This window comes from Streptomyces sp. NPDC021115 (genome assembly GCF_044333065.1).
GTDB lineage: Bacteria > Actinomycetota > Actinomycetes > Streptomycetales > Streptomycetaceae > Streptomyces.
Genome location: NZ_JBIRQF010000005.1, coordinates 283,478 through 304,045 on the forward strand (window position 1 = coordinate 283,478; position 20,568 = coordinate 304,045).

The following is a 20,568-nucleotide window of genomic DNA, read 5'->3' on the forward strand; positions in this document are numbered from 1 at the left end:
GCCCCCACATGTTCCGACTCGACCTCCCCGAAGACGACCTCTCCCTCAGCCCGCACACCGGATACACCCGCGCCCACTGGGAAGCCGCCGCCGACGGACTGCTGCGGGCCGCGCTCCGCTTCGCCACCCCCCACCACGCGCTCATCGACCTGCCGGGGCCGCCGTCCCGGTCCGGGGTCCGCTCCGACGGGCTCGAAGGGTTCGCCCGCACCTTCCTGCTCGCCGCGCTCCGCGGCGCGGGCGCCTACGGCAAGGACCCGCACGGCTTCCTGGAGCGCTACACCGAGGGCATCGACCACGGCACCCGCACCCCCGGGCGGGACGACGCCGAGTCGTGGCCGCTGATCGGACACCACGGGGTGCAGGGACAGCCCATGGTGGAGTCCGCCTCCGTCGCGCTCGGACTGCGCCTGACCACGCCGTGGACCTGGGACGCGCTGACACCGGACGCCCGGGACCGTACCGAGGAGTGGCTGCGCGGCGCGCTGCGCCACCAGCCCGCGCCCAACAACTGGTACCTCTTCCAGCTCACCGTCGCCGGTTTCCTCGAATCCGTCGGACGCGGCGACGCCGAGACCACCCGCGCCACCGACCGCGCCCTCGGCCTGCTGGACGGCTGGTACCAGGGGCAGGGCTGGTACTCCGACGGCGACGGGCGCGCCTTCGACCACTACAACGGCTGGGCGCTGCACATGTATCCGCTGCTCCACGCCCACCTCGCCGGGGACCGCGACCTGCTGGACCGGCTCGGGCCCCGGCTGGCGGAGTTCCTCGACGGCTTCGCGCTGCTCTTCGACGCCGACGGCGCCCCCATCCACCACGGCCGCTCCCTCACGTACCGCTTCGCCGCCGGAGCCGCGGTGGCGCTCGGCGCGCTCACCGGCCACACCCCGCTCGCGCCCGGCGCCACCCGCCGCCTGCTCAGCGGATCGCTCCGCCACTTCCTCGACCGCGGCGCGCTCACCGAGGACGGCATCCTCGGCCTCGGCTGGTACGGACCCCACCCCGCCACCGTGCAGCGCTACTCCGGACCCGCCTCGCCCTACTGGGCGTCGAAGGGCTTCCTCGGGCTGCTGCTCCCGCCCGACCACCCAGTGTGGACCGCACCCGAGGAGGCCGCCCCGGCCGAGGGGCCCGACCGGGCGCTCGCCCTGTCCGCCCCCGGGCTGCTCGTCCAGACCACCGCGAGCGACGGCCTGGTGCGGCTGCACAACCACGGCAGCTGCAAGGTGCGCCCCTGGGAGGCGGAGTTGCCACCCGCCGAACCCCTCTACGGGCGGTTCGCCTACTCCACCCGCACCGGCCCCACCAGCGCCGACAACGTCCCCGACAACCACATCGCCCTGTCGGTGCGCGGGGCGCGCAGCGACCGGCTGCGCATCGAGCCGCTGGCCGCGGGCCCCGGCTGGCTGGCCTCCTCCCACACCCCGCTCTTCCCGGCCGGTGGTCCCGTCCTGCCCGCGGCGCGCCTCGACAGCCTGACCCTGGTGCGCGGCCGGTTCGAACTGCGGGTCCACCGCACCGTGAACATCCCCGCCGGGACCACCGTCCACCACACCGGCTGGGCCATCGCCCTGCCCCCTGGCACGGCGACCGAGACCGGTGCCACCGAAGGGGCTCCCGAGGTGTCCCTCGCCGGGGCTGAGGTCACCGGCCAGCTCCTCGGTCTGCACGGCTGGGACACCTCCCGTACGGTGCGGGCGCCCCGGGGCACCGCGTACGGACCCTGGGCCCTGGTCCCCGAGCTGACCGGCGCCGTCGGCGAGGGGCCGTCCGGCACCCTCTTCGCCGCGCTGGCCTCGCTCACCGGCGACCGGGGACCGGACCCGCTCACCGGGCTCGTCGCGGCCGAGGTCAGCGGCCACACCGTGACCGTGCGCTGGCCGGACGGCGCCCGTACGGTCGTGGACTTCGGCGAGCACACCGCTCCCACCGTGCGGGAGGTGTCCGCGTGAGCAGGCTGGGCATCTGCTCGGTCACCCTGCGCCACCTCGACCCGGCCCGGGTGATCGCCGCGGTGGCCGGTGCGGGCCTGGAGTGCGTCGAATGGGGCGGCGACGTCCATGTGCCGCCGGGCGATACGGCCGTCGCCCGGGCGGTGCGCGAGGCCACCCTGGACGCCGGGCTCGCCGTCGCCTCGTACGGTTCGTACTACCGCGCCGGGCACACCGACCCGGGGGAGTTCGACGCCGTGCTGCGGTCGGCCGTGGCGCTCGGGGCGCCCCGGGTGCGGATCTGGGCGGGCACCACGGGCACCGACGCGACACCGCCCGAACAGCGCCGGGCCGTGGTCGAGGACACCCGGCGCGCCGCGGCGCTGGCGGCGGACGCGGGCGTGGAACTCGCCTACGAGTTCCACCGCAACACGCTCACCGACGGCGCCGCCCACACCCTCCGCCTGCTGGAGGAGGTGGACCGCGCTGAGGTGCGCACCTACTGGCAGCCGCCGGTCGACCTGCCCGACGCCGAGGCGCTCACCGGTCTGGCGACGCTCGGCGGCCGGGTCGCCGCCGTCCACGCCTTCTCCTGGTGGCCCGGCACCACCCGGCTGCCGCTCACCGCGCGCGCCCCGCTGTGGCGCCGCGCGTTCGAGCGGCTGAGCACCGAAGGCACCGCGCCCCTGGACGTGCTGCTGGAGTTCGTCCCCGGGGACGACGAGCGGCTGCTGCCACGGGAGGCGGCGACGCTGCGGGCACTCGCCGCCGTGTGACCGGTGGCTTCGTCTCCGTCGGGCCGTCCGGCCGGGTGCGGGCGCTCAGCCCGCGCCCGGTGAGGACGCGCCGGGGGAGGACGACGCACCCGGTGAGGAGGCCCCGCCGGAGGCGGAGCCGTACCCGCCGCTCTCCTCGATGGTGCCGCCGAACTCGCTCCGGAACGTCTTCATGTTCTTCGTCGGCGACGACGACATCACCCAGCGGTTGCCGACCAGATAGACCCCGCCGTACATCTGCGCGGTCTCCAGCCAGTCGCGCTGCGCCTTCATGCTGATGAAGTCGAGGAAGAGGAACTTCCCCTTGGAGTTGCGGCAGACCGCCTGCCGGTAGTCGTCCACCTTGGTGGTGAAGTCAGGCTTGCAGTCCACGGATTTCGCCAGCTGCTCCACCCGCGCGGGCTTGGGCGCTGAGCTGGCGGCGCCGGTCCCGGAGCCTGCCTTGCCGCCGGTCTTGCCGCCCGCGTTGGCGTCCGCCGAACCGCTGCCACCGCCGCCGCATCCGGCGGCCAGCAGCACGCTCGCCACCGCCAGCACCGGAGCGATGCGCCGGCCGGGGCGGCGCCGCGTTCTGACCGGGTGGGGTGAAGCTTCCATCAGGCTCCCTCTCGTTCTGGTTCGGCCGGCGCGTGCGCACACCGGTGCGTACCTCACGCCCAGGGGTACGCACGAGCGGAGCGGGTTGTTCAGCGCCGTTTCCGGCCTCCGCCCGGGCGCTTCGTTCCTGTGCCGTACCCATTGACACCTGGCGTTCAGCGGGTATGTTCTGGCCATCGAAAAATCGATTCCGCACTACGGAAGGCAACTTCCGGTTCCGGTGCGAACGCGGCGGGAGGCTCATGCGCCTTCTCCGGCCGTGGGTCCGAGTCGAGGTGATGCTCCCGACCCGCATCCGCAACGTCCCCGAAATCGCGGCACACCACCCTCGGTGAACCGCTTCACGTCCAAGAACTTCCGCTCGTCCCCCGGAGCGCCCCATGACCTCACCGACGCCAGGACCCGCTCAGCCCGATCCCCGCCTCTACAACGAAGACCTCGCGCCCGCGTCGGAGCGCAAATGGGGCACGTACAGCATCTTCGCCCTGTGGATGTCCGACACCCACGCGATCAGCAATTACGCCTTCGCCGCCAGCCTCTTCGTCCTCGGCCTGCCCACCTGGCAGGTCTTTCTCTCCCTGCTGGCCGGCATCACCATCGTCCACTGGTTCATGAACCGGATGGGTCACGCGGGCCATCGCACTGGCGTCCCCTTCCCGGTCCTGGCCCGCGCGAGCTGGGGCGTGTACGGGGCCAACATTCCCGCGCTGATCCGGGCGGTGATGGCGGTCGCCTGGTACGGAATCCAGACCTGGCTGGCCTCCGAGGCTGTCGTGCTGCTCGGCATCCAGGTCGCGCCCGGCCTCGCCGCGTACGACCACAACTCCATCCTCGGCCTCTCCACCCTCGGCTGGATCGCCTTCCTCCTGATGTGGGCGCTCCAAGCGGTGCTGCTCACGCGCGGCATGGAGTTCATCCGCAAGGTGCAGGACTTCGCGACCGGTCCGGTCGTCTGGGTGGTCATGCTCGTGCTCGCCCTCTGGCTGGTGGCCAAGGCGGGCGGTGACATCTCGCTCACCGCGAGCCTCACCGGTCTCAGCGGGGGTGAGCAGCTGCACCAGAGCCTGATCGCGGTCAGCCTGACCGTGGCCACCTTCCTCACCCTGGTGCTGAACTACGCCGACTTCGCCCGCTTCACCCCGGACCACCGCTCCTACCGGCGCGGCAATCTGCTGGGGCTGCCGGTGAACTTCACCGCCTTCGCCGTGGTCTCGGTGCTGATGACTGCGGGCACCATCTCCGTGTTCGGCCAGGCGATATCCGACCCGGTGCGCGTCATCGCGAAGATCGACAACCCTGTGGTCACGATCGTCGGCGCGATCTCCTTCGTGATCGCCACCGTGGGCATCAACGTCGTCGCCAACTTCGTGTCCCCCGCGTACGACTTCGCCAACCTCGCCCCCAAGTACCTGAACTTCAAGCGCGGCGGCATGCTCACGGCGGGCCTCGCGATCGTCGTCCTGCCGTGGAAGCTCTACTCCAACCCCGTCGTCATCCAGTACTTTCTGGGCGCCCTCGGTGCCTTCCTCGGCCCGCTGGTCGCGATCCTGCTCGTCGACTACTACTTCGTGCGGCGCGGACACATCGACATCGACGCCCTCTTCTCCGCCGACGCGGCGGGGGAGTACCACTACCGCAAGGGCTTCAACCCGGAGGCGATCATCGCCTTCGTCCCCGCGGCGGCCGTCGCCGCGGTGCTGGCCCTGGGGAAGGCGTTCTCGGACGTCGCCCCCTTCTCCTGGATCTTCGGCCTGGTCGTGGCCGGGACGATCTACTACCTGCGCTCCGGGAAGATCCGCAGGACCGGCCAGCCGATGGAGGACGAGACCCTCATGTCCCGCTCCGTGAAGAGCCCGGCCTGAGGCGGTGCCGGGGGCGCGGCGGCGGGTGCGGGAATCGGCTCGATGTGCGGGAATGCGGCGGGATGGTTTAGCGTTCAACTAGACATCGCATCCGCAGGGAGGAGAGTGTCATGCCCGCCGTGACCGTCGAGAGCACCGTGCAGCTGCCCCACGTCCCCGTCCCCGACCCGCAGACCGCCCCGCCGCGCCCGGTCCGCTCGGTGACCAGCAGTCCGCGGGGCTTCGAGGGCGAGGGCTTCCCCGTCCACCGCGCCTTCGCCGGGGCCTCGCTGAGTGATCTCGACCCGTTCATCCACATGGATCAGATGGGCGAGGTGGAGTACGCCCCGGGCGAGCCCAAGGGCACCCCCTGGCACCCCCACCGCGGCTTCGAGACCGTCACCTACATGATCGACGGCCAGATGGAGCACCAGGACTCCAACGGCGGCGGAGGGCTGATCGCCGACGGCGCCACCCAGTGGATGACCGCCGGTGGCGGCATTCTGCACATCGAGACGCCGCCGGAGCATCTGGTGGTCTCCGGCGGTCTCTTCCACGGCATTCAGCTGTGGGTGAACCTGCCCCGCGCCAACAAGTGGAACCCGCCGCGATACCAGTCCATCGAGGGCCAGGAGGCCGCGCTGCTCTCCTCGCCGGACGGTGGCGCGCTGGTGCGCGTCATCGCCGGTGACGTGGCCGGACACCAAGGTCCTGGCGGCACCTTCACCCCGATCACCATGATCCACGCCACCCTCGGCCCGGGCGCCCGGCTCGACCTGCCGTGGCGGTCCGACTTCAACGCGCTCGTCTACTCCTTGTCCGGACGCGGCACGGTCGGCGCGGAACAGCGCCCGCTGGACGCGCACGAGCTGGCCGTCTTCGGCCAGGGCGGCTCGCTGAGCGTCGCCGCCACCGAGCACCCGGACAGCCGCACCCCCAACCTCGACGTCCTGATCCTCGGCGGCCGCCCGATCCGTGAACCGGTCGCGCACTACGGGCCGTTCGTGATGAACACCAAGGCCGAGATCGCCCAGGCGGTCGAGGACTTCCAGAGCGGCCGCCTCGGCGCGATCCCCGCCGAGCGCATCCCGCACACGGACTGACGCAACGGGCAGCGGGCAACGGACGTACGGTGTCCGGCGGGCGCCGGACACCGTACGTCATCTGTCAGCTGTCATCCGCTACGTGATAGCTGTCAGCTGTCAGCCGTGATCCGTCAGCTGCGATCTGTCAGCTGCGATCTGTCAGCTGTGAACCGACAGCTGCGCACCGCACACCGTCGCCTGCGCGCGGGCGGCCAGGGTGCGCCGGTCGTCGGCGCCGTCCACCGGCCGCAGCGGCCGGTGCGTGCGCACCCGCACCGTGAGCCCGGTGGCGCTGGCCACCCGGCGCAGCGAGCTGCCGAAGTCGTCCTCGCCGACGAAGGCGGCCACCGTGGTCGGCGCGCCGTGCTGGACGTAGTCCAGCGACACCGGCCGCACCGGGGCGCCCGCGTCCAGCGCCGCCTGGAAGGTGGCCCGGCGGAAGGTGCCGCCGGTCCCGGCGCACCAGGTGACGCCCTGGGGGAAGACCATCACCGACTGGCCGGAGCGCAGCCGGTCCGCCATCTCCCCTACGCTGCCGGGCAGATGGCGCAGCGAGTCGCGGTCGATGAACATCGTGCCCGCCCGCTTCGCCAGCGGACCGACCACCGGCCAGGCACCCACCTCCCGCTTGGCCAGCATGACCACCGGTTCGACGGCGAGCAGCGCGATGATGTCGAGCCAGGAGATGTGGTTCGCCACCACCAGGGTCCCGGTGCCGCCCGGTGCGCTGAGCGTGCGGTCGCCCGCCACCTCCAGCCGGATGTCCAGCGCGTCCAGCATCGCCGCGGCGTGCGAGCGCAAGCACTCCGGGTCGCCGATGCGCTCGCCCCTGAGCAGCGCGCTCATGATCGCCCGGCTGAACGCCGCGTACCGGCGGGCGATCCGGGTCGCCGGCAGCCGGGCCGCGGCGTGCGACACACAGCTGGGGGAGCACGGCGACCAGGCCGCCCAGGCGTGCGCCGGAAGGCTCGCGTTGACGCTCACCGGCACGGTCACCGGGGCTCACCGAGGAAGTAGCGGCGGTAGCGGTCGTTCATCCGCTCCGTGTCCAGCAGGACGAAGAAGTCGGCGTCGTTGAAGCTCCGGTCGTGCTGCGGGGAGCCGCACATCCAGGCGCCGACCCGCAGATAGCCGCGGAGCAGCGGCGGCAGTTCGGCGTAGCTGGGCCGGGCGTCCAGCGTCTGGGTCGGAACCCACGGGTCGAGCGGGTGGACCCGCAGCTCGGGCGGGGCGGCGTGCTTGGTGGTGCCCAGCAGCCAGGCGTTCGACGCGGCCTGCTCGCCGTCGCCGAGCGGGACCGAGGCGCAGCCCGCGAGGTAGCGGTGGCCGGACAGCAGGACGTAGCGGGCGAGACCGGCCCACATCAGGTTGATCACCGCGCCGGAGCGGTGATCGGGGTGCACACAGGCGCGGCCCGCCTCGACCATCGAGGAGCGCACCTCCTCGGGAAGCCCCCGCAGATCGAACTCGGTGTCCGAGTAGAGCCGCTCGCTGCGCCCGGGGGGCAGCAGCCGGTAGGTGCCGACCACGGTGTCCGTCGCGGTGTCCGTGACGATCAGGTGGTCCATGACGTCGTCGAACTCGTCCACGTCACGGCCTGGGAAGGGTGTGGTCAGCACCCCTCCGCGTTCTTCGCCGAACACCTGGTAACGCAGCCGCTGCGCGGCGTGGATCTGCTCCTCGGTATGGGCGATGGAGGTGACGTACGAGCTCGTGGAGGCCGCAGCCGGGGACGTCGTGAGCACGGACATTCCTGTTCTCCGTTCAGGGGGACCGTCAGGAGCGGTGAGGACACCACTGTTGCTCCGGCTCCGAACGGCACAGTGTCCGCGTGGTGATTCGACGACTGCCAGCCGATGACGAAAACATGCCACAGGCCGAACGCCGAGGTGTTATGGGGCGCCGTGCGGCCCCTGGCGCCCCCGAGGCCCCTGGTCCCCGGGCAGCGGGAAGCCGAGCGCCCGGGCCGCGGCGGCCGGAGTGGGCTGCGACCAGCGGTCGGCGACGGCCTGAGCGGACGCCAGGGAGCGGGTTTCGGCCAGATCCAGATAGAGCACGCCGTCGAGATGGTCCGTCTCGTGCTGGACGATCCGGGCGGGCCATCCGCTGAACTCCTCGTCCAGCTCGCGCCCCGTCTCGTCCTGCCCGCGCAGCCGGATCCGCTCGGGCCTGCTGACCACGGCCTGCCAGCCGGGAACACTCAGGCACCCCTCGAAGAACCCCGCACGGGCGTCGCCGACCGGTTCGTACGACGGATTCACCAGCACCCGGTACGGCTGCGGCACCCGGCCGCGCGCCTCGCGCACCTCGGCCGCCACCTCTGCCGGGTCCTCGATCACCGCGAGCCGCAGCGGCACGCCGATCTGCGGGGCGGCCAGCCCCACCCCGGGCGCGTTGTGCATCGTCTCGCGCATCGCCCGCAGCAGCCGGTCCAGCTGCCCGTCGGGCAATTGGCCGTCGTAGGGGAGGGCGGCTTGGCGCAGGACGGGGACGCCCGCGGGGACGATGGGGAGCGGGCGGCAGCCGTCGAGCAGTTCTTCGACCAGTTCGGACAGGGAGGTGGTGGGCATGGGAACAGCCTGGCAAGGAGGCCGGGCAGGGGCAATCCATCGGCGCCCGGCGGTCTGCGGAACGGGCGGCTCCGGCTCATGCTCACGATCGGACAAACGGTGAACCCGGCGCGGGCGCGCTCCGTACCCGCCCATGAGCCGCCGGGGAATCCCACGCCTCCGCGGCTCATCCGGGTCCTCCCGAGACTCGGTTCGCTGCCGCTCCGCGGTGTCTCTCCCCGTTGTACACGGCGGAGCGGCAGCCCCCAACCCGCTTCCCGCCGGGCGCCCGGGAGCCGCGCGGGCTCCAGCACCGACCGCGCTGCGACCGCGCTCCGGCGGCTGAACGCGGCAGCCCGCGCGTTCCGGCGCACACTGGCACTGTGACGGGAAAACGCAGCGCCGGGATTCTGCTGTACCGCGGTACGGGCCGGGCCACCGAGGTGCTGCTCGGCCATATGGGCGGGCCGTTCTGGGCCACCCGGGACGAGCACGCGTGGTCCGTGCCCAAGGGGGAGTACCCGGAGGACGAGCTTCCGGAGGCCGCGGCGCGGCGCGAGTTCCAAGAGGAGCTGGGTCTGCCGCCGCCCGTGGGCGACCTCCGGCCGCTGGGCACCGTACGGCAGACCGGCGGCAAGCTGGTCACCGTCTGGGCGCTCGTGGGCGACCTCGATCCGGAGCGGATCACCCCCGGCACGTTCGACATGGAGTGGCCGCGCGGATCAGGCCGGACGCGGGCGTTCCCCGAGATCGACCGGGTCGCCTGGCTGGACCTCGACACGGCCCGTACGAAGATCGTCGCCAAGCAGCAGATCTTCCTCGACCGGCTCGGCGAACTGCTGGACGGGGCGGCCGGGACACGCTGACGGAAGACACGGTGGTGGGCCATGGAGCCGTTGAGGAGTTCCGAGTACCTGCCCCGGCTGCGCCTGGACGAACTGCTGGAGGAGCTCCAGGTGCGCATCGACGCGGTCAGCGGCACCCAGGACCGGCTGCACAGCCTGCTGGAAGCCGTCCTCTCGGTCGGCCGCGAGCTGGATCTGCGCCAGGTGCTGCGGCGCATCGTCGAGGCCGCCGTGGTGCTGGTGGACGCCGAGTACGGGGCCCTGGGCGTCGTCGGCGACGACCAGCGGCTGGCCGAGTTCCTGCCGGTGGGCGTCAGTCCGGAACAGAGCGAGGCGATCGGCTCGCTGCCCGCCGGTCACGGCATCCTGGGCGAGCTGATCCGCCACCCAGAGCCGCTGCGGCTGGCCGAACTGTCCCAGCACCCCGCCTCGTACGGCTTCCCGCCCGGCCATCCGCCGATGCACTCCTTCCTGGGCGTGCCCATCCGGGTGCGGGACGAGGTGTTCGGCAACCTCTACCTCACCGAGAAGCGCGGGGGGAGGGAGTTCGACGGCGAGGACGAGACGGTGCTGTCCACCCTCGCCGTGGCCGCCGGGGTCGCCATCGAGAACGCCCGGCTGTACGACGAGGCCCGGCACCGCCAGCACTGGCTGGAGGCGAACGCCGAGGTCACCAACCACCTGCTGTCCGGAGTGGACGAGACCGGGGTGCTGGAGCTGATCGTCGACCACGCCCGCCGGATCCTCGCCGCCGACCTGGGCGTCCTGCTGCTGCCCGTCACCGGCTCCGACTCCCTCCAGGTCGCGCTGGCCTCGGGCACCGACGCCGAGGCCCACCGTGGTCTGGTGCTGCCCCGCGAGGGCACGTTCGCCGGTGCGGCCTTCACCGCGTCCGAGCCGGTCACCAGCACCGATGTCGCCAATGACCCCCGGATCGCGGTCGGCCCCCAGCGCTGGACCGGCCTCGGCCCGGCCGTCGCGGTCCCCATGCGCACCAGCGACGGGGTCGGCGGCGTCCTCTCCCTCGCCCGTACGGCACGCAGCCCAGCCTTCACCCAGATCGAGACCGACACCCTGCTCGGCTTCGCGGGCCAGGCGGCGATCGCCATGAAGCTGGCCGAGCGGCGGCGCGACGCCGAACAGCTCGCCCTGCTGGAGGACCGCGACCGGATCGCCCGCGACCTGCACGACCTGGCCATTCAGCGGCTGTTCGCGGCCGGGATGACGCTCCAGAGCACCCTGCGCTTCGTCCAGCACCCGGAGGGCTCCGAACGGCTGCTGCGGGTGGTGGACGACCTCGACGACACCATCAAGATCATCCGCTCCACGATCTTCGGGCTGCGCTCCCACGAGGCGGGCCCCGCGGTGCAGGGGCTGCGGGTCCGTACCGCCAAGACCATCGAGGAGGCCGTGCCCGCCCTCGGCTTCACCCCCGCGCTGCGCACCGAGGGGCTGGTCGACACCGATGTGCCGCGGCCGGTCGCGGACGACATGGTCGCGGTGCTCGCCGAGGCGCTGTCCAACACCGCCCGGCACGCCCGGGCGCACGCCGCCGAGGTCTCGCTGATCGTGAACGGCGGACGGCTGACCCTGACCGTGACGGACGACGGCGTCGGCATACCGGACGGCGGCCGGCGCAGCGGGCTGCGCAACCTCGCGGAGCGCGCCGAGAAGCTGGGCGGCGAACTGGACCTCAGCGCGCCCCCGGGCGGCGGAACCCGGCTGGTGTGGGCCGTCCCGCTCCAGCACCGCTGACGCCCGTCCCCGGAACGCCTTCCGGGCCGCTCTCCTGGCCGTCCATGTTCGGCCCCAGCCGGATCAGCATCTGGACATGGCCCGGCGCGCGCCGCCCGTCGCTCAGTGCCCAGCGCAGATCGGACCACTCCAGCGCCTGGTGCAGCAGCGTGGCCCGGACGCCGTGCGCCGTCGCCAGCAGCAGGATGTGTCCCAGCGCCTGACCGGCCCGCAGCCAGTCGGCGCGCCGGTCATGGGCGGTGGTCAGCACGGCGATCGTCGGCCGGCCTTCGGGGCCGCCGTCGCGCCCCCGGCCGTCGGTCGCCCCGCGCCCGCGGTGGCCCTCGGCGCCGCGCCGCTCGGCCTCCGCGGTCAGCCGCAGCAGCCGCGCGGTCTCCTCGGGGCCCGCCGGGTACAGTGTCGCCCCGTCCCCGCGCGCGGCCTCGGCGAACGCGCCCAGCTCCCGCGGCGGCAACCGGCGCCCCGGATAGGGGTACCGGCTGCCGGGCCGCCGCCAGATCATGTCGTACAGGCCGACGGGGTTCGGGGCGCCACCGCGCGGGATCATGGTCAGCCGCACGGTGGCCAGCAGGTCCGGCTGGGAGCGGTGCGGCAGCAGCCGCACCACCGGCTCCCAGCCGAAGTGGGCCACGGCCACGCGCAGATTGCACACGGCCGCCCCTGCGGAGACGCACAGCGCCCGCCCCATGGGGTCGGCCTGCCGCAGCCCGCGCTCAGGGGCGGCCCGGACCTCCAGGGTGAGGGTGTCCGGATTCAGCCGGTACCGCCATGGCTGGGTGTGGAGCATCGACGGAGCAGCGACGGCGGCGGAGATCAGCTTCTCCAGCGTCGCCGCGTCCAGTACTGCGGGCTCCATGGTCTTCTCCTCGCCGGCCAGGCCGGTCACATGGGCACGGACGAATGGGTCGGAGCGGGTCAGGGACGGTGGTCGGGGGCCTGCGCCGGGGGCGTGTGGCTGGCCAGGACCGCGGCCTGGATCCGGCGTTCGACGCCCAGCTTGGCCAGCAGCCGTGAGATGTGGTTCTTGACCGTCTTCTCGGACAGGAAGAGCCGCTTGCCGATCTGCCGGTTGGTCAGCCCCTCGCCGATCAGCGCCAGGATCTCCCGCTCGCGCGGCGACAGCCCGGCCAGCGCCTCGTCCCGGGGCTCCTCGGGGGCGGCGTCGCCGCGCAGGGTGCTCATCAGCCGGGCCGTGGTGGCCGGGTCCAGCATCGACTGGCCGGACGCGACGGTCCGTACGGCGGACACCAGGTCGGACCCCTTGATCTGCTTGAGCACATAGCCCGCGGCCCCGGCCATGATCGCGTCCAGCAGGGCATCGTCGTCGTCGAACGAGGTGAGCATCAGACAGGCCAGCCCCGGCATGCGGGAGCGCAGCTCACGGCAGACCGTGATGCCGTCCCCGTCCGGCAGCCGGACGTCCAGGATGGCCACGTCGGGACGGAGCGCCGGGCCCCGGGCCAGCGCGTGGTCCACCGTGCCCGCGTCGCCGACCACCTCGATGTCCGGCTCGGCGTCCAGCAGATCGTGCAGCCCGCGCCGCACCACCTCGTGGTCGTCGAGCAGGAACACCCTGACGGGCGTCGGTGGTGTCACCCCGGCCCAGCTCTCGGTCATGGCGCCCTCGCACCGCTCGTCCCGCTCGTCCGTCCGCCCTGCCCCCGGAAATCGAGCGTTGCGCATCCGCCCACCTGCACACCAGGGCCGAACGGGCCCCCGCGGGGCCGCGACGGGACCGAAAGGCCCCCGGCGGAGAGGGCTGCACGGCCCTCGTATCCCTTCCGCGCGCGTGCCACGGTCTGAATCATGGGCACGAACGTGCGGGGGCGGTGGTTGTGGCGATGGCGGCGCAATCCCCTCAAACGCCGCTCGGACGTGGTGGAAGCCTGGGTGGTCCTGGTGACCGGCCTGGTGATGGTGGTCGGCGGCCCGGCGGCGGGAGTCGCGACCGGCGACGCGGTGGCCGACGGACTGCGGCAGGAGCGCGCGGACCGGCACCGGGTGCCCGCGGTGCTCATGGAGAACGCGCCCGCCGCAATGCCCGCCGCTGACGGTACGAACACCGCCCGGGTGCCCGCCAAGGTGCGGTGGACCGCACCCGACGGCGTCGTACACACCGGCACGGCCCGGGTCGCCGAGGGCAAGCGCGCCGGTACGGCCACCACCGTCTGGACCGATCAGCGCGGCAGCCTCATCGCCGATCCGCCCACCGCGCGGCAGGCCGCGACCCGGGCCACGCTGGCCGGTGCGTCGGCGTCGGCCGGGGTGTGCCTGGTGTCGCTGGCGGGCCGCGGGGTCGTGCGGTGGCGGCTGGACCGCGGCCGGGAGCGCGAGTGGGAGCGGGACTGGGCCGAGGTCGGCCCCCGCTGGACCCGCCGCCACACCTGAGCCCGTACGAAGCCATTGGACTCAACCGGTGGCCTCAGGCCGGGGGCGCCGTCAGATGCGCGGCGGTCAGCTGGTTGTCGAAGTCCACGACGCCCTCGACCGCGCGGATCAGCCGGGCCGCGGCCGGGATCAGCACCGCGTCCCGGACATGGCCGGTGAGGGTGACCACGCCCTCGCGCACACGCACCCCGACCTCCTGACCCGGCGCCGGGAAGAGATGGGCCACCACCTCGCGGCGCACCTCCTCCTCGATCTCCTCGTCCGGCCGCAGGAACACCTTCAGCAGATCGGCGCGGCTGACGATGCCCTCCAGACGGCCCTCGTCGTCGACCACCGGAAGCCGCTTGACCCGCTTGTGGGTCATGATCCGGGCCGCCTCGGCGAGGGTGGCGTTCGCGTGCACCGTGATGGCCGGGGTGGTCATCAGCTCATCCGCGCTCACCGCGCCCGCCTTGGCGATGCCGGGCAGGTCGCGCAGCTGGGCCAGGCGTGCCGGATCGCTGTTCCGGAACTCCTCCTTGGGCAGCAGATCCGCCTCCGACACCACCCCGATGACCCGGCCCTCGCCCACCAGCACCGGCAGGGCGCTCACCTTCCACTGCTCCAGCGTCCTGACGATCTCCTTGAACGGTGCCTCGCGGCCGACGGCGACGACGGTATGGGTCATCACATCGCTCACGATGCGCGCGGTCCGGGACACGTGATCCTCCTGTTCGGCGTCCTGTCAGCCCGGTACGGCGTGCGCCCGGATCCGGCGGCCGGTGATGCTCTGGGGCTCGATGCGCAGCCACAGGTCACGGCCGCCGCCCGGCCACGGCGGGGTGTACGCCGCGTCGTCCAGCCGCCGTATGGCCGCCGGGTCGGTGACCCGCCGGGCGCGGCCCACGACGAGCACGCTCCAGCCCTCGCTGAGCGCCTCGTCGATGTGGTCCACCTCGAAGGCCACCTCGGCGCCCGCCGCGGCCGCCGGGGTGGCGTCGGGCGCGGTCCGGAACACCACGGTGTCGTCCACGACGCTGTAGTTGACCGGCACTATTGCCGGGCCGGGCGCGGTGGAGACCGAGACCCGGCCCACCCCGTGCGAGGTGAGCAGCTCCCGGCACTGCCACGGGCTCAGCTCGACCAGATCGGCGTGGCGGGCGGCCCGCCCGAGGCCGGGCGGCGACAGGGCGGTGCGGCCGCGCAGTTCGGCCGTGCTGGTCTCCAGCGCGGCGGCGAGCCGCAGCAGCACCGCGGCGCCCGGATCGGCCGGGTACTCCTCGACATAGCGCACATAGCCCGGCGAGGTGCCCGCCCGGGCGGCCAGCGCCGCCCGGGAGAGGCCGAGCTGTTCGCGCCGCAGCGCCACGCGCCGGCCGAGGTCGCCTCCGCCGCCGACGGGGCGGGTGCCTGCCTGGGACATCACCGTTCACTTCCCTCGGGTGACCAATGGCGGATGGTGTCCGCCGATCGCGACCTTGAGCGCGCCGGTGTCGGCGGACCCCGCGAACACGTCGTACGCCTCCTCCATCTGGTCGAGCTCGAACAGGTGGGTGATCAGTGACGACGCGGGCAGCCGCCCGGCGGCCAGCATGGACAGCAGCGTGGGCGTGGAGTACGTGTCGACCAGCCCGGTGGTGATCGTGATGTTCTTCTTCCACAGCTCCTCGAGGTGCAGCGTCGCGGGCCGGGAGTGCACGCCGATGTTGGCGATCCGTCCGCCCGGCCGCACCATGCGGGTGCAGATCTCGAAGGCGCGCGGCGTCCCCACGGCCTCGATCACCACATCGGCGCCCAGCCCCTCGGTGAGGTCGTCGATCAGCCGCTCCGGCTCCTCGTCGGCGTCCGCCACCGCGTCCGCGCCGACCTGCTTGGCCGCGTCGAGCCGCGAGGGGGTGAGGTCGACGGCGATGATCCGGCCGGGGGAGAAGAACTCGGCGGTGGCGATCGCGGCCAGCCCGATCGGGCCCGCGCCGACCACCGCCACCGTGTCGCCCGGCGAGACCCGTCCGTTGAGCACGCCCACCTCGTAGGCGGTGGGGAACACGTCCGCCAGCAGCACCGCGTACTGCGCGTCGGCCGCGGCGGGCAGCGGATGCGTGGACAGATCGGCGAACGGCACCCGTACGTACTCGGCCTGGGTGCCGTGCACCGAACGCCCCAGGATCCAGCCCCCGCCGCCACGGCACTGCCCGTACGCCCGCTCCCGGCAGAACCGGCAGTGGCCGCAGGCCGAGATGCACGACACCAGCACCCGGTCCCCGGGGCGTACGCCGCGCACCTCGCCACCGGTCTCGACCACCTCGCCGACGGCCTCGTGGCCGAGGACCGTCCCGGGCCGCACGTCCGGCACCTCGCCCTTGAGGATGTGCAGATCGGTGCCGCAGATGGTGACCGTGTCGACGCGGACGATGGCGTCGGTGGCGTCCTCGATGCCGGGGTCGGGCACGTCCTGCCAGGAGAACAGCCCGGGTCCCTGGAAGACGAGTGCTTTCATGGCCGCTTCCTCTCGTGCGGGGCACGCGATGCGCGCCGCCACGTGCCGCCGCGTGCGGGGCACGCGGCGCCGGGGGCCGCCCGCTTCTCGTGGGCCCGGATTGCGCGGTGCGCGGTGTTCCGGTCGCCCGGTCCGCTTCTCCGCGTCGTGTCGAATGCCCCCGGTGCCGTTTCCAGCCGACCACGCCGCCCCCACCCCCCGCCAAGGGCCGACCGGCCCCCACCCAGGTCATCCGGCCCAACCGCCGCCGTGGGCGCGGTGGGGTGGTTCAGGGCGCCGGGATCAGGACGACCGGGCAGTGGGCGTGGTGCAGGACCGTGTGGGTGACCGGGCCCAACTGGGTGCCCAGGTGGGGGGTGCGGCGCCGGACCGTCAGTACGAGGACGTCCGCCGCTCGCGACGCCTCGACCAGGGCCTGCGCCGGGGCGCGGTGGGCCGTGTGTTCCTGCACCCGCACCTGGCCGAACTCCTCGCGCAGCCCGGCCACCACGCGCGACGGCGGCTGGGGTCGGGCCCAGGCGTACAGCACGCGCAGCCGCGCGCCGCGGCGGACCGCGTCCTCGAACCCGTACCGGGCCGCCGCCTCGTCCGCGCCGCTCTCCAGGCCGACCAGCACCTTGCCGTGGCCCTCGGGCCCGTACGCGGGGGCCGGGACGTCGCCGCGCACCACGAGCAGGGGGCGCTGGGTGTGGGCGGCCAGCCGCAGCCCGACCGAGCCCAGCAGCAGCCCGGTGAAGCCGCCGAGGCCCCGGGTGCCGATGACGATGAGCGCGGCGTGCTCGCCGATCCGCAGCAGCTCGGGCACGGCTTCATGGGCGGTGAGGGTGGGGACGACGCGCAGCTCCGGGTCCTGCTCGGCGGCCCGTGCCATGGCCAGCCGCAGCACGGTGCGGGCGACCTCGACCGGAGGCCGCTGCCCTTCGGCGTCGGCATCGGCGTCGGTGTCGGCACCTGCGACGGCACCGGCATCGGGGCCCGTGGCGTAGGCGAGCGGATCGGTCCGCGCCCAGGGCCAGGCGTGCACGATCTCCAGCGTGGCACCGCGCCGCCGCGCCTCGCCGACCGCCCGGTCCAGGGCGCGCCAGGCGCTGTCGGAGCCGTCCAGGCCGAGCACGACCCGGCCGCCGTTCCGTGCGAGCCGTACGGGCCCGGTCATGGCGGGGTGCCCGAGGGCGCCGCCGGGCGCGAGTCGTCGACGCGGTAGGTGAGCCGGTCCACGACCGCCACCACCCCGTCGACCTGCCCGGCCATCCGCACCGCGATGGGGATCTCGCTGTGCCGGTCCAGCTCGCCCTCCAGCCGTACGACGCCGTCGGTGACGGTGACCGCGACGGACTGCGGACGCAGCCACAGCGACCGCACCAGCACCTCGTCGATGACCTCAGCGCGGATCTCGTCGTCCGGGCGGAGGAAGACCCGGAGCAGATCGCGGCGGGTGACGATGCCGATCAGCCGGTCCTCCTCGTCAACGACGGGCAGCCGCTCCACGCCATGGCGGTCCATGGAGCGCGCGGCGTCGACGATGCTGTCCTGCGGGCGCACGGTGACGGCGGGCCGCGACATCAGCTGCCGGGCGGGAGCGGCCTCGTCGGTCATCAGATCGGTGCCGGTGATCACGCCGACGACCTTGTCGTCCTCGTCCACCACGGGCAGTCCGCCGATCCGGTGCCGTTCCAGGAGCGCGCCGATCTCCTCGGACGAGGCGCCGTGGCCGACCCGGACGACGTCGTCCGTCATCACGTTGCCGATTTTGCGATGCTTCATCCCCGCCTCCTCCCCGACCAGCCTCCACCGGCCGCCCGCCCGCCCACGTGGGCTGCCCGGGGTCGGGTCCGGGCCGAACGGCCCGGGTCCGACCGTGACCCGACCAGCAAAAGGGGTACGCATCATCCAATACAGGACGAGCGGAGAGAGAGGCCCATGCCCGACGCGGCAACCACGGAGCCGAACGACCCCACCGAGCGCGAGCTGCACGCCCTGGACGCCCACTGGCGCGCCGCGAACTACCTCGCGGCGGGCCAGATCTATCTGCTGGCCAACCCCCTGCTGACCGAGCCGCTGCGCCCCGAGCACATCAAGCCGCGGCTGCTCGGCCACTGGGGCACCTCACCCGGTCTGAACCTCGTCCACACCCACCTCGGCCGGGTCGTCAAGGCCCGCGACCTGGACGCGATCTGCGTGTGGGGCCCCGGCCACGGCGGGCCCGCGGTGCTCGCCGGGTCGTGGCTGGACGGCAGTTACGCCGAGGTGTACCCGGACGTGAGCCGGGACGCGGCGGGCATGGCCCGGCTCTTCCGCCAGTTCTCGTTCCCCGGCGGGGTGCCCAGCCATGTCGCCCCGGAGACCCCCGGCTCGATCCACGAGGGCGGTGAGCTGGGCTACTCCCTGGCGCACGCCTACGGCGCGGCCCTCGACAACCCCGGACTGCTGGCCGTCTGCGTCATCGGCGACGGGGAGGCCGAGACCGGCCCCTTGGCCGGTTCCTGGCACGCCAACAAGTTCCTCGACCCGGTCCACGACGGCGCCGTGCTGCCGATCCTCCACCTCAACGGCTACAAGATCGCCAATCCGGCGGTGCTCGCCCGGCTCCCCGAACCGGAGCTGGACGACCTGCTCCGCGGATACGGCCACGAGCCGATCCACGTCGCCGCGCGCCCCGGGGACGATCCGCTCGACACCCACCGGGCGCTGGCCCGGGCCATGGACCAGGCGCTCGACCGGATCGCCCTCCTCCAGCGCACCGCCCGCGAGGAGGACGCCGTCGAGCGCCCGCGCTGGCCGGTGATCGTGCTCCGTACGCCCAAGGGCTGGACCGGTCCGGCCGAGGTCGACGGCCTGCCCGTCGAGAACACCTGGCGCGCCCACCAGGTGCCGCTGCCGGCCGTCCGGGAGAACCCGGAGCATCTGCGGCTGCTGGAGCGGTGGCTGCGCTCGTACCGTCCCGAGGAGCTGTTCGACGGCGAGGGGCGCCCGCGCCCGCAGGTCCTCGCCTGCGTACCCGAGGGGAAGCGCCGCCTCGGCGCCAATCCGCACGCCAACGGCGGACTGCTGCTGCGCGATCTGCCCGTGCCCGACCTGGCGCGGTACGCGGTGCACGTCGACAAGCCCGGCGTCACCCTGCACGAGCCGACCCGGGTGCTCGGCGGGCTGCTGGAGCAGATCATGGAGGACACGTCGGACCGCCGCGACTTCCGCCTCGTCGGCCCCGACGAAACCTCCTCCAACCGGCTCGACGCCGTCTACCGGGCCACCGGCAAGGCGTGGCAGGAGGACATCCTCGTCACCGACGAGCATCTGAGCCGGCACGGCCGGGTCATGGAAGTCCTCTCCGAACACCTCTGCCAGGGGTGGCTGGAGGGCTATCTGCTCACCGGGCGGCACGGCCTGTTCTCCTGCTACGAGGCGTTCGTGCACATCGTGGACTCCATGGTCAACCAGCACATCAAGTGGCTGAAGGTGGCCCGCGACCTGCCCTGGCGGCCTCCCATCGCCTCCCTCAACTACCTGCTGACCTCCCATGTGTGGCGGCAGGACCACAACGGCTTCTCGCACCAGGACCCCGGCTTCGTCGACCATGTGCTCAACAAGAGCCCCCAGGTCGTACGGGTGTATCTGCCGCCGGACGCCAACACCCTGCTGTGCGTGGCCGACCATGTGCTGCGCAGCCGCGACTACGTCAACGTCGTCGTCGCGGGCAAACAGCCCTGCTTCGACTGGCTCGACCTCGACCAGGCCCGTGTGCACTGCGCCCGCGGCGCCGGAAGCTGGGACTGGGCGGGGACGGAGACCGGCGCGGGGGAGCCCGATGTGGTGCTGGCCGCCGCGGGCGACGTGCCCACCCAGGAGGTGCTGGCGGCCGCCGGGATCATCCGCCGCCATCTGCCCGATGTGGCCGTGCGCGTGGTCAACGTCGTCGACATGACCCGGCTGCTGCCCAGGGAGGAGCATCCGCACGGGATGCCGGACCCCGAGTTCGACTCCCTGTTCACCCGCGACCGGCCGGTCATCTTCGCGTACCACGGCTATCCGTGGCTGGTGCACCGGCTGGCCTACCGCCGCGCCGTCCACCCGCATCTGCACGTGCGCGGCTACAAGGAAGCGGGCACCACCACCACGCCCTTCGACATGGTGGTCCGCAACGACCTGGACCGCTACCGCCTGGTCATCGACGTCATCGACCGCACCCCGGGGCTCGCGGTGCGCGCCGCGTCCGTACGGCAGCGGATGCAGGACGCCCGCGCCCGCCACCACCAGTGGATCCGCGAACACGGCACCGACATGCCCGAGGTCGCCGAGTGGTCCTGGACCGGCTAGCCGCCCCC

The 20,568-nt window shown here is 73.2% G+C and carries 19 protein-coding genes; 8 read left to right on the plus strand and 11 right to left on the minus strand.

All coding sequences use genetic code 11. The features are described from left to right. Positions 1 to 8 precede the first annotated feature (8 nt). Together ACH4TL_RS18835 and ACH4TL_RS18840 are read left to right on the plus strand one after the other, a co-directional pair. Positions 9 to 1,955, plus strand: coding sequence for a DUF2264 domain-containing protein (locus ACH4TL_RS18835; protein WP_398315415.1), 1,947 nt, complete (start codon positions 9 to 11; stop codon positions 1,953 to 1,955). Further along, a complete protein-coding gene (locus tag ACH4TL_RS18840) occupies positions 1,952 to 2,710 on the plus strand; it encodes a sugar phosphate isomerase/epimerase family protein (RefSeq protein ID WP_398315417.1) in 759 nt (252 codons plus the stop codon). The genes ACH4TL_RS18835 and ACH4TL_RS18840 overlap by 4 nt, the downstream gene beginning before the upstream one ends. A 45-nt stretch (positions 2,711 to 2,755) precedes the next feature. Here ACH4TL_RS18840 and ACH4TL_RS18845 read toward each other — a convergent pair whose 3' ends face one another. Continuing rightward, positions 2,756 to 3,307: a hypothetical protein gene (locus ACH4TL_RS18845; RefSeq protein WP_398315419.1), complete on the minus strand. Its 552-nt coding sequence runs from the start codon at positions 3,305 to 3,307 to the stop codon at positions 2,756 to 2,758. Between the two features lie 380 nt (positions 3,308 to 3,687). On the opposite strand from ACH4TL_RS18845, the gene ACH4TL_RS18850 reads away from it, so the two are divergent. Both ACH4TL_RS18850 and ACH4TL_RS18855 read left to right on the plus strand, forming a co-directional pair. Then, complete coding sequence (locus tag ACH4TL_RS18850) at positions 3,688 to 5,169, plus strand: NCS1 family nucleobase:cation symporter-1 (protein WP_398315421.1); 1,482 nt, start codon at positions 3,688 to 3,690, stop codon at positions 5,167 to 5,169. 110 nt (positions 5,170 to 5,279) lie between these two features. Beyond that, the gene (locus ACH4TL_RS18855) at positions 5,280 to 6,251 is read left to right on the plus strand and encodes a pirin family protein (protein WP_398315423.1); all 972 of its coding nucleotides are present in this window, start codon (positions 5,280 to 5,282) and stop codon (positions 6,249 to 6,251) included. A 141-nt stretch (positions 6,252 to 6,392) separates the two neighbouring features. Here ACH4TL_RS18855 and ACH4TL_RS18860 read toward each other — a convergent pair whose 3' ends face one another. The 3 genes from ACH4TL_RS18860 to def all read right to left on the minus strand — a co-directional run bounded on the left by ACH4TL_RS18860 (position 6,393) and on the right by def (position 8,803). Next, positions 6,393 to 7,229 (minus strand): lysophospholipid acyltransferase family protein, encoded by an 837-nt coding sequence (locus ACH4TL_RS18860; protein ID WP_398315425.1) that lies wholly within the window; start codon positions 7,227 to 7,229, stop codon positions 6,393 to 6,395. Then, positions 7,226 to 7,984, minus strand: coding sequence for a GNAT family N-acetyltransferase (locus tag ACH4TL_RS18865; protein WP_398315427.1), 759 nt, complete (start codon positions 7,982 to 7,984; stop codon positions 7,226 to 7,228). Before ACH4TL_RS18865 ends, ACH4TL_RS18860 begins: the two co-directional genes overlap by 4 nt. A 141-nt stretch (positions 7,985 to 8,125) precedes the next feature. Further along, on the minus strand, positions 8,126 to 8,803 hold the full coding sequence (def, locus tag ACH4TL_RS18870) for a peptide deformylase (RefSeq protein ID WP_398315429.1): 678 nt from the start codon (positions 8,801 to 8,803) through the stop codon (positions 8,126 to 8,128). A 362-nt stretch (positions 8,804 to 9,165) separates the two neighbouring features. On the opposite strand from def, the gene ACH4TL_RS18875 reads away from it, so the two are divergent. Together ACH4TL_RS18875 and ACH4TL_RS18880 are read left to right on the plus strand one after the other, a co-directional pair. Then, positions 9,166 to 9,648, plus strand: a complete 483-nt coding sequence (locus tag ACH4TL_RS18875) for an NUDIX domain-containing protein (RefSeq protein ID WP_398315431.1) — start codon at positions 9,166 to 9,168, stop codon at positions 9,646 to 9,648. A gap of 21 nt (positions 9,649 to 9,669) precedes the next feature. Next, entirely contained in the window at positions 9,670 to 11,382 is a 1,713-nt protein-coding gene (locus ACH4TL_RS18880; RefSeq protein WP_398315433.1) for a GAF domain-containing protein, read from the plus strand. Here the strand turns inward: ACH4TL_RS18880 and ACH4TL_RS18885 are convergent. Further along, a complete protein-coding gene (locus ACH4TL_RS18885) occupies positions 11,321 to 12,238 on the minus strand; it encodes a hypothetical protein (RefSeq protein WP_398315435.1) in 918 nt (305 codons plus the stop codon). The two genes, ACH4TL_RS18880 and ACH4TL_RS18885, sit on opposite strands and share 62 nt — an antisense overlap. Before the next feature lie 59 nt (positions 12,239 to 12,297). After that, the gene (locus ACH4TL_RS18890) at positions 12,298 to 12,999 is read right to left on the minus strand and encodes a response regulator (protein ID WP_398316039.1); all 702 of its coding nucleotides are present in this window, start codon (positions 12,997 to 12,999) and stop codon (positions 12,298 to 12,300) included. Between the two features lie 189 nt (positions 13,000 to 13,188). Here ACH4TL_RS18890 and ACH4TL_RS18895 point away from each other — a divergent pair, with 189 nt between their 5' ends. Beyond that, positions 13,189 to 13,770: a hypothetical protein gene (locus ACH4TL_RS18895; protein ID WP_398315437.1), complete on the plus strand. Its 582-nt coding sequence runs from the start codon at positions 13,189 to 13,191 to the stop codon at positions 13,768 to 13,770. A 34-nt stretch (positions 13,771 to 13,804) separates the two neighbouring features. Here the strand turns inward: ACH4TL_RS18895 and ACH4TL_RS18900 are convergent, their stop codons facing one another. From ACH4TL_RS18900 to ACH4TL_RS18920, 5 genes are all read right to left on the minus strand, one after another. Beyond that, complete coding sequence (locus tag ACH4TL_RS18900) at positions 13,805 to 14,470, minus strand: CBS domain-containing protein (protein WP_398315439.1); 666 nt, start codon at positions 14,468 to 14,470, stop codon at positions 13,805 to 13,807. Positions 14,471 to 14,494: 24 nt separating this feature from the next. Beyond that, entirely contained in the window at positions 14,495 to 15,172 is a 678-nt protein-coding gene (locus ACH4TL_RS18905) for a pyridoxamine 5'-phosphate oxidase family protein (RefSeq protein ID WP_398315441.1), read from the minus strand. Positions 15,173 to 15,178: 6 nt separating this feature from the next. Then, positions 15,179 to 16,246 carry an alcohol dehydrogenase catalytic domain-containing protein gene (locus ACH4TL_RS18910; protein WP_398315443.1) on the minus strand — a complete coding sequence of 356 codons (1,068 nt, stop codon included), beginning with the start codon at positions 16,244 to 16,246 and terminating at the stop codon, positions 15,179 to 15,181. A gap of 268 nt (positions 16,247 to 16,514) precedes the next feature. Next, positions 16,515 to 17,402: a universal stress protein gene (locus tag ACH4TL_RS18915; RefSeq protein ID WP_398315445.1), complete on the minus strand. Its 888-nt coding sequence runs from the start codon at positions 17,400 to 17,402 to the stop codon at positions 16,515 to 16,517. Further along, positions 17,399 to 18,010 carry a CBS domain-containing protein gene (locus tag ACH4TL_RS18920; RefSeq protein WP_398315447.1) on the minus strand — a complete coding sequence of 204 codons (612 nt, stop codon included), beginning with the start codon at positions 18,008 to 18,010 and terminating at the stop codon, positions 17,399 to 17,401. The genes ACH4TL_RS18915 and ACH4TL_RS18920 overlap by 4 nt, the downstream gene beginning before the upstream one ends. A gap of 156 nt (positions 18,011 to 18,166) precedes the next feature. Between ACH4TL_RS18920 and ACH4TL_RS18925 the strand changes: the two genes are divergently transcribed. Then, positions 18,167 to 20,560 (plus strand): phosphoketolase, encoded by a 2,394-nt coding sequence (locus ACH4TL_RS18925; RefSeq protein WP_398315449.1) that lies wholly within the window; start codon positions 18,167 to 18,169, stop codon positions 20,558 to 20,560. The last annotated feature ends 8 nt before the right edge of the window (positions 20,561 to 20,568 follow it).

Bases quoted from the DNA above. Each gene is read 5' to 3' on its own strand.
- ACH4TL_RS18835 (WP_398315415.1), top strand. From the start codon at position 9: ATGTTCCGACTCGACCTCCCCGAAGACGACCTCTCCCTCAGCCCGCAC.
- ACH4TL_RS18845 (WP_398315419.1), bottom strand. From the start codon at position 3,307: ATGGAAGCTTCACCCCACCCGGTCAGAACGCGGCGCCGCCCCGGCCGG.
- ACH4TL_RS18850 (WP_398315421.1), top strand. From the start codon at position 3,688: ATGACCTCACCGACGCCAGGACCCGCTCAGCCCGATCCCCGCCTCTAC.
- ACH4TL_RS18855 (WP_398315423.1), top strand. From the start codon at position 5,280: ATGCCCGCCGTGACCGTCGAGAGCACCGTGCAGCTGCCCCACGTCCCC.
- ACH4TL_RS18865 (WP_398315427.1), bottom strand. From the start codon at position 7,984: ATGTCCGTGCTCACGACGTCCCCGGCTGCGGCCTCCACGAGCTCGTAC.
- def (WP_398315429.1), bottom strand. From the start codon at position 8,803: ATGCCCACCACCTCCCTGTCCGAACTGGTCGAAGAACTGCTCGACGGC.
- ACH4TL_RS18880 (WP_398315433.1), top strand. From the start codon at position 9,670: ATGGAGCCGTTGAGGAGTTCCGAGTACCTGCCCCGGCTGCGCCTGGAC.
- ACH4TL_RS18885 (WP_398315435.1), bottom strand. From the start codon at position 12,238: ATGGAGCCCGCAGTACTGGACGCGGCGACGCTGGAGAAGCTGATCTCC.
- ACH4TL_RS18890 (WP_398316039.1), bottom strand. From the start codon at position 12,999: ATGACCGAGAGCTGGGCCGGGGTGACACCACCGACGCCCGTCAGGGTG.
- ACH4TL_RS18895 (WP_398315437.1), top strand. From the start codon at position 13,189: ATGGGCACGAACGTGCGGGGGCGGTGGTTGTGGCGATGGCGGCGCAAT.
- ACH4TL_RS18905 (WP_398315441.1), bottom strand. From the start codon at position 15,172: ATGTCCCAGGCAGGCACCCGCCCCGTCGGCGGCGGAGGCGACCTCGGC.
- ACH4TL_RS18910 (WP_398315443.1), bottom strand. From the start codon at position 16,246: ATGAAAGCACTCGTCTTCCAGGGACCCGGGCTGTTCTCCTGGCAGGAC.
- ACH4TL_RS18915 (WP_398315445.1), bottom strand. From the start codon at position 17,402: ATGACCGGGCCCGTACGGCTCGCACGGAACGGCGGCCGGGTCGTGCTC.
- ACH4TL_RS18920 (WP_398315447.1), bottom strand. From the start codon at position 18,010: ATGAAGCATCGCAAAATCGGCAACGTGATGACGGACGACGTCGTCCGG.
- ACH4TL_RS18925 (WP_398315449.1), top strand. From the start codon at position 18,167: ATGCCCGACGCGGCAACCACGGAGCCGAACGACCCCACCGAGCGCGAG.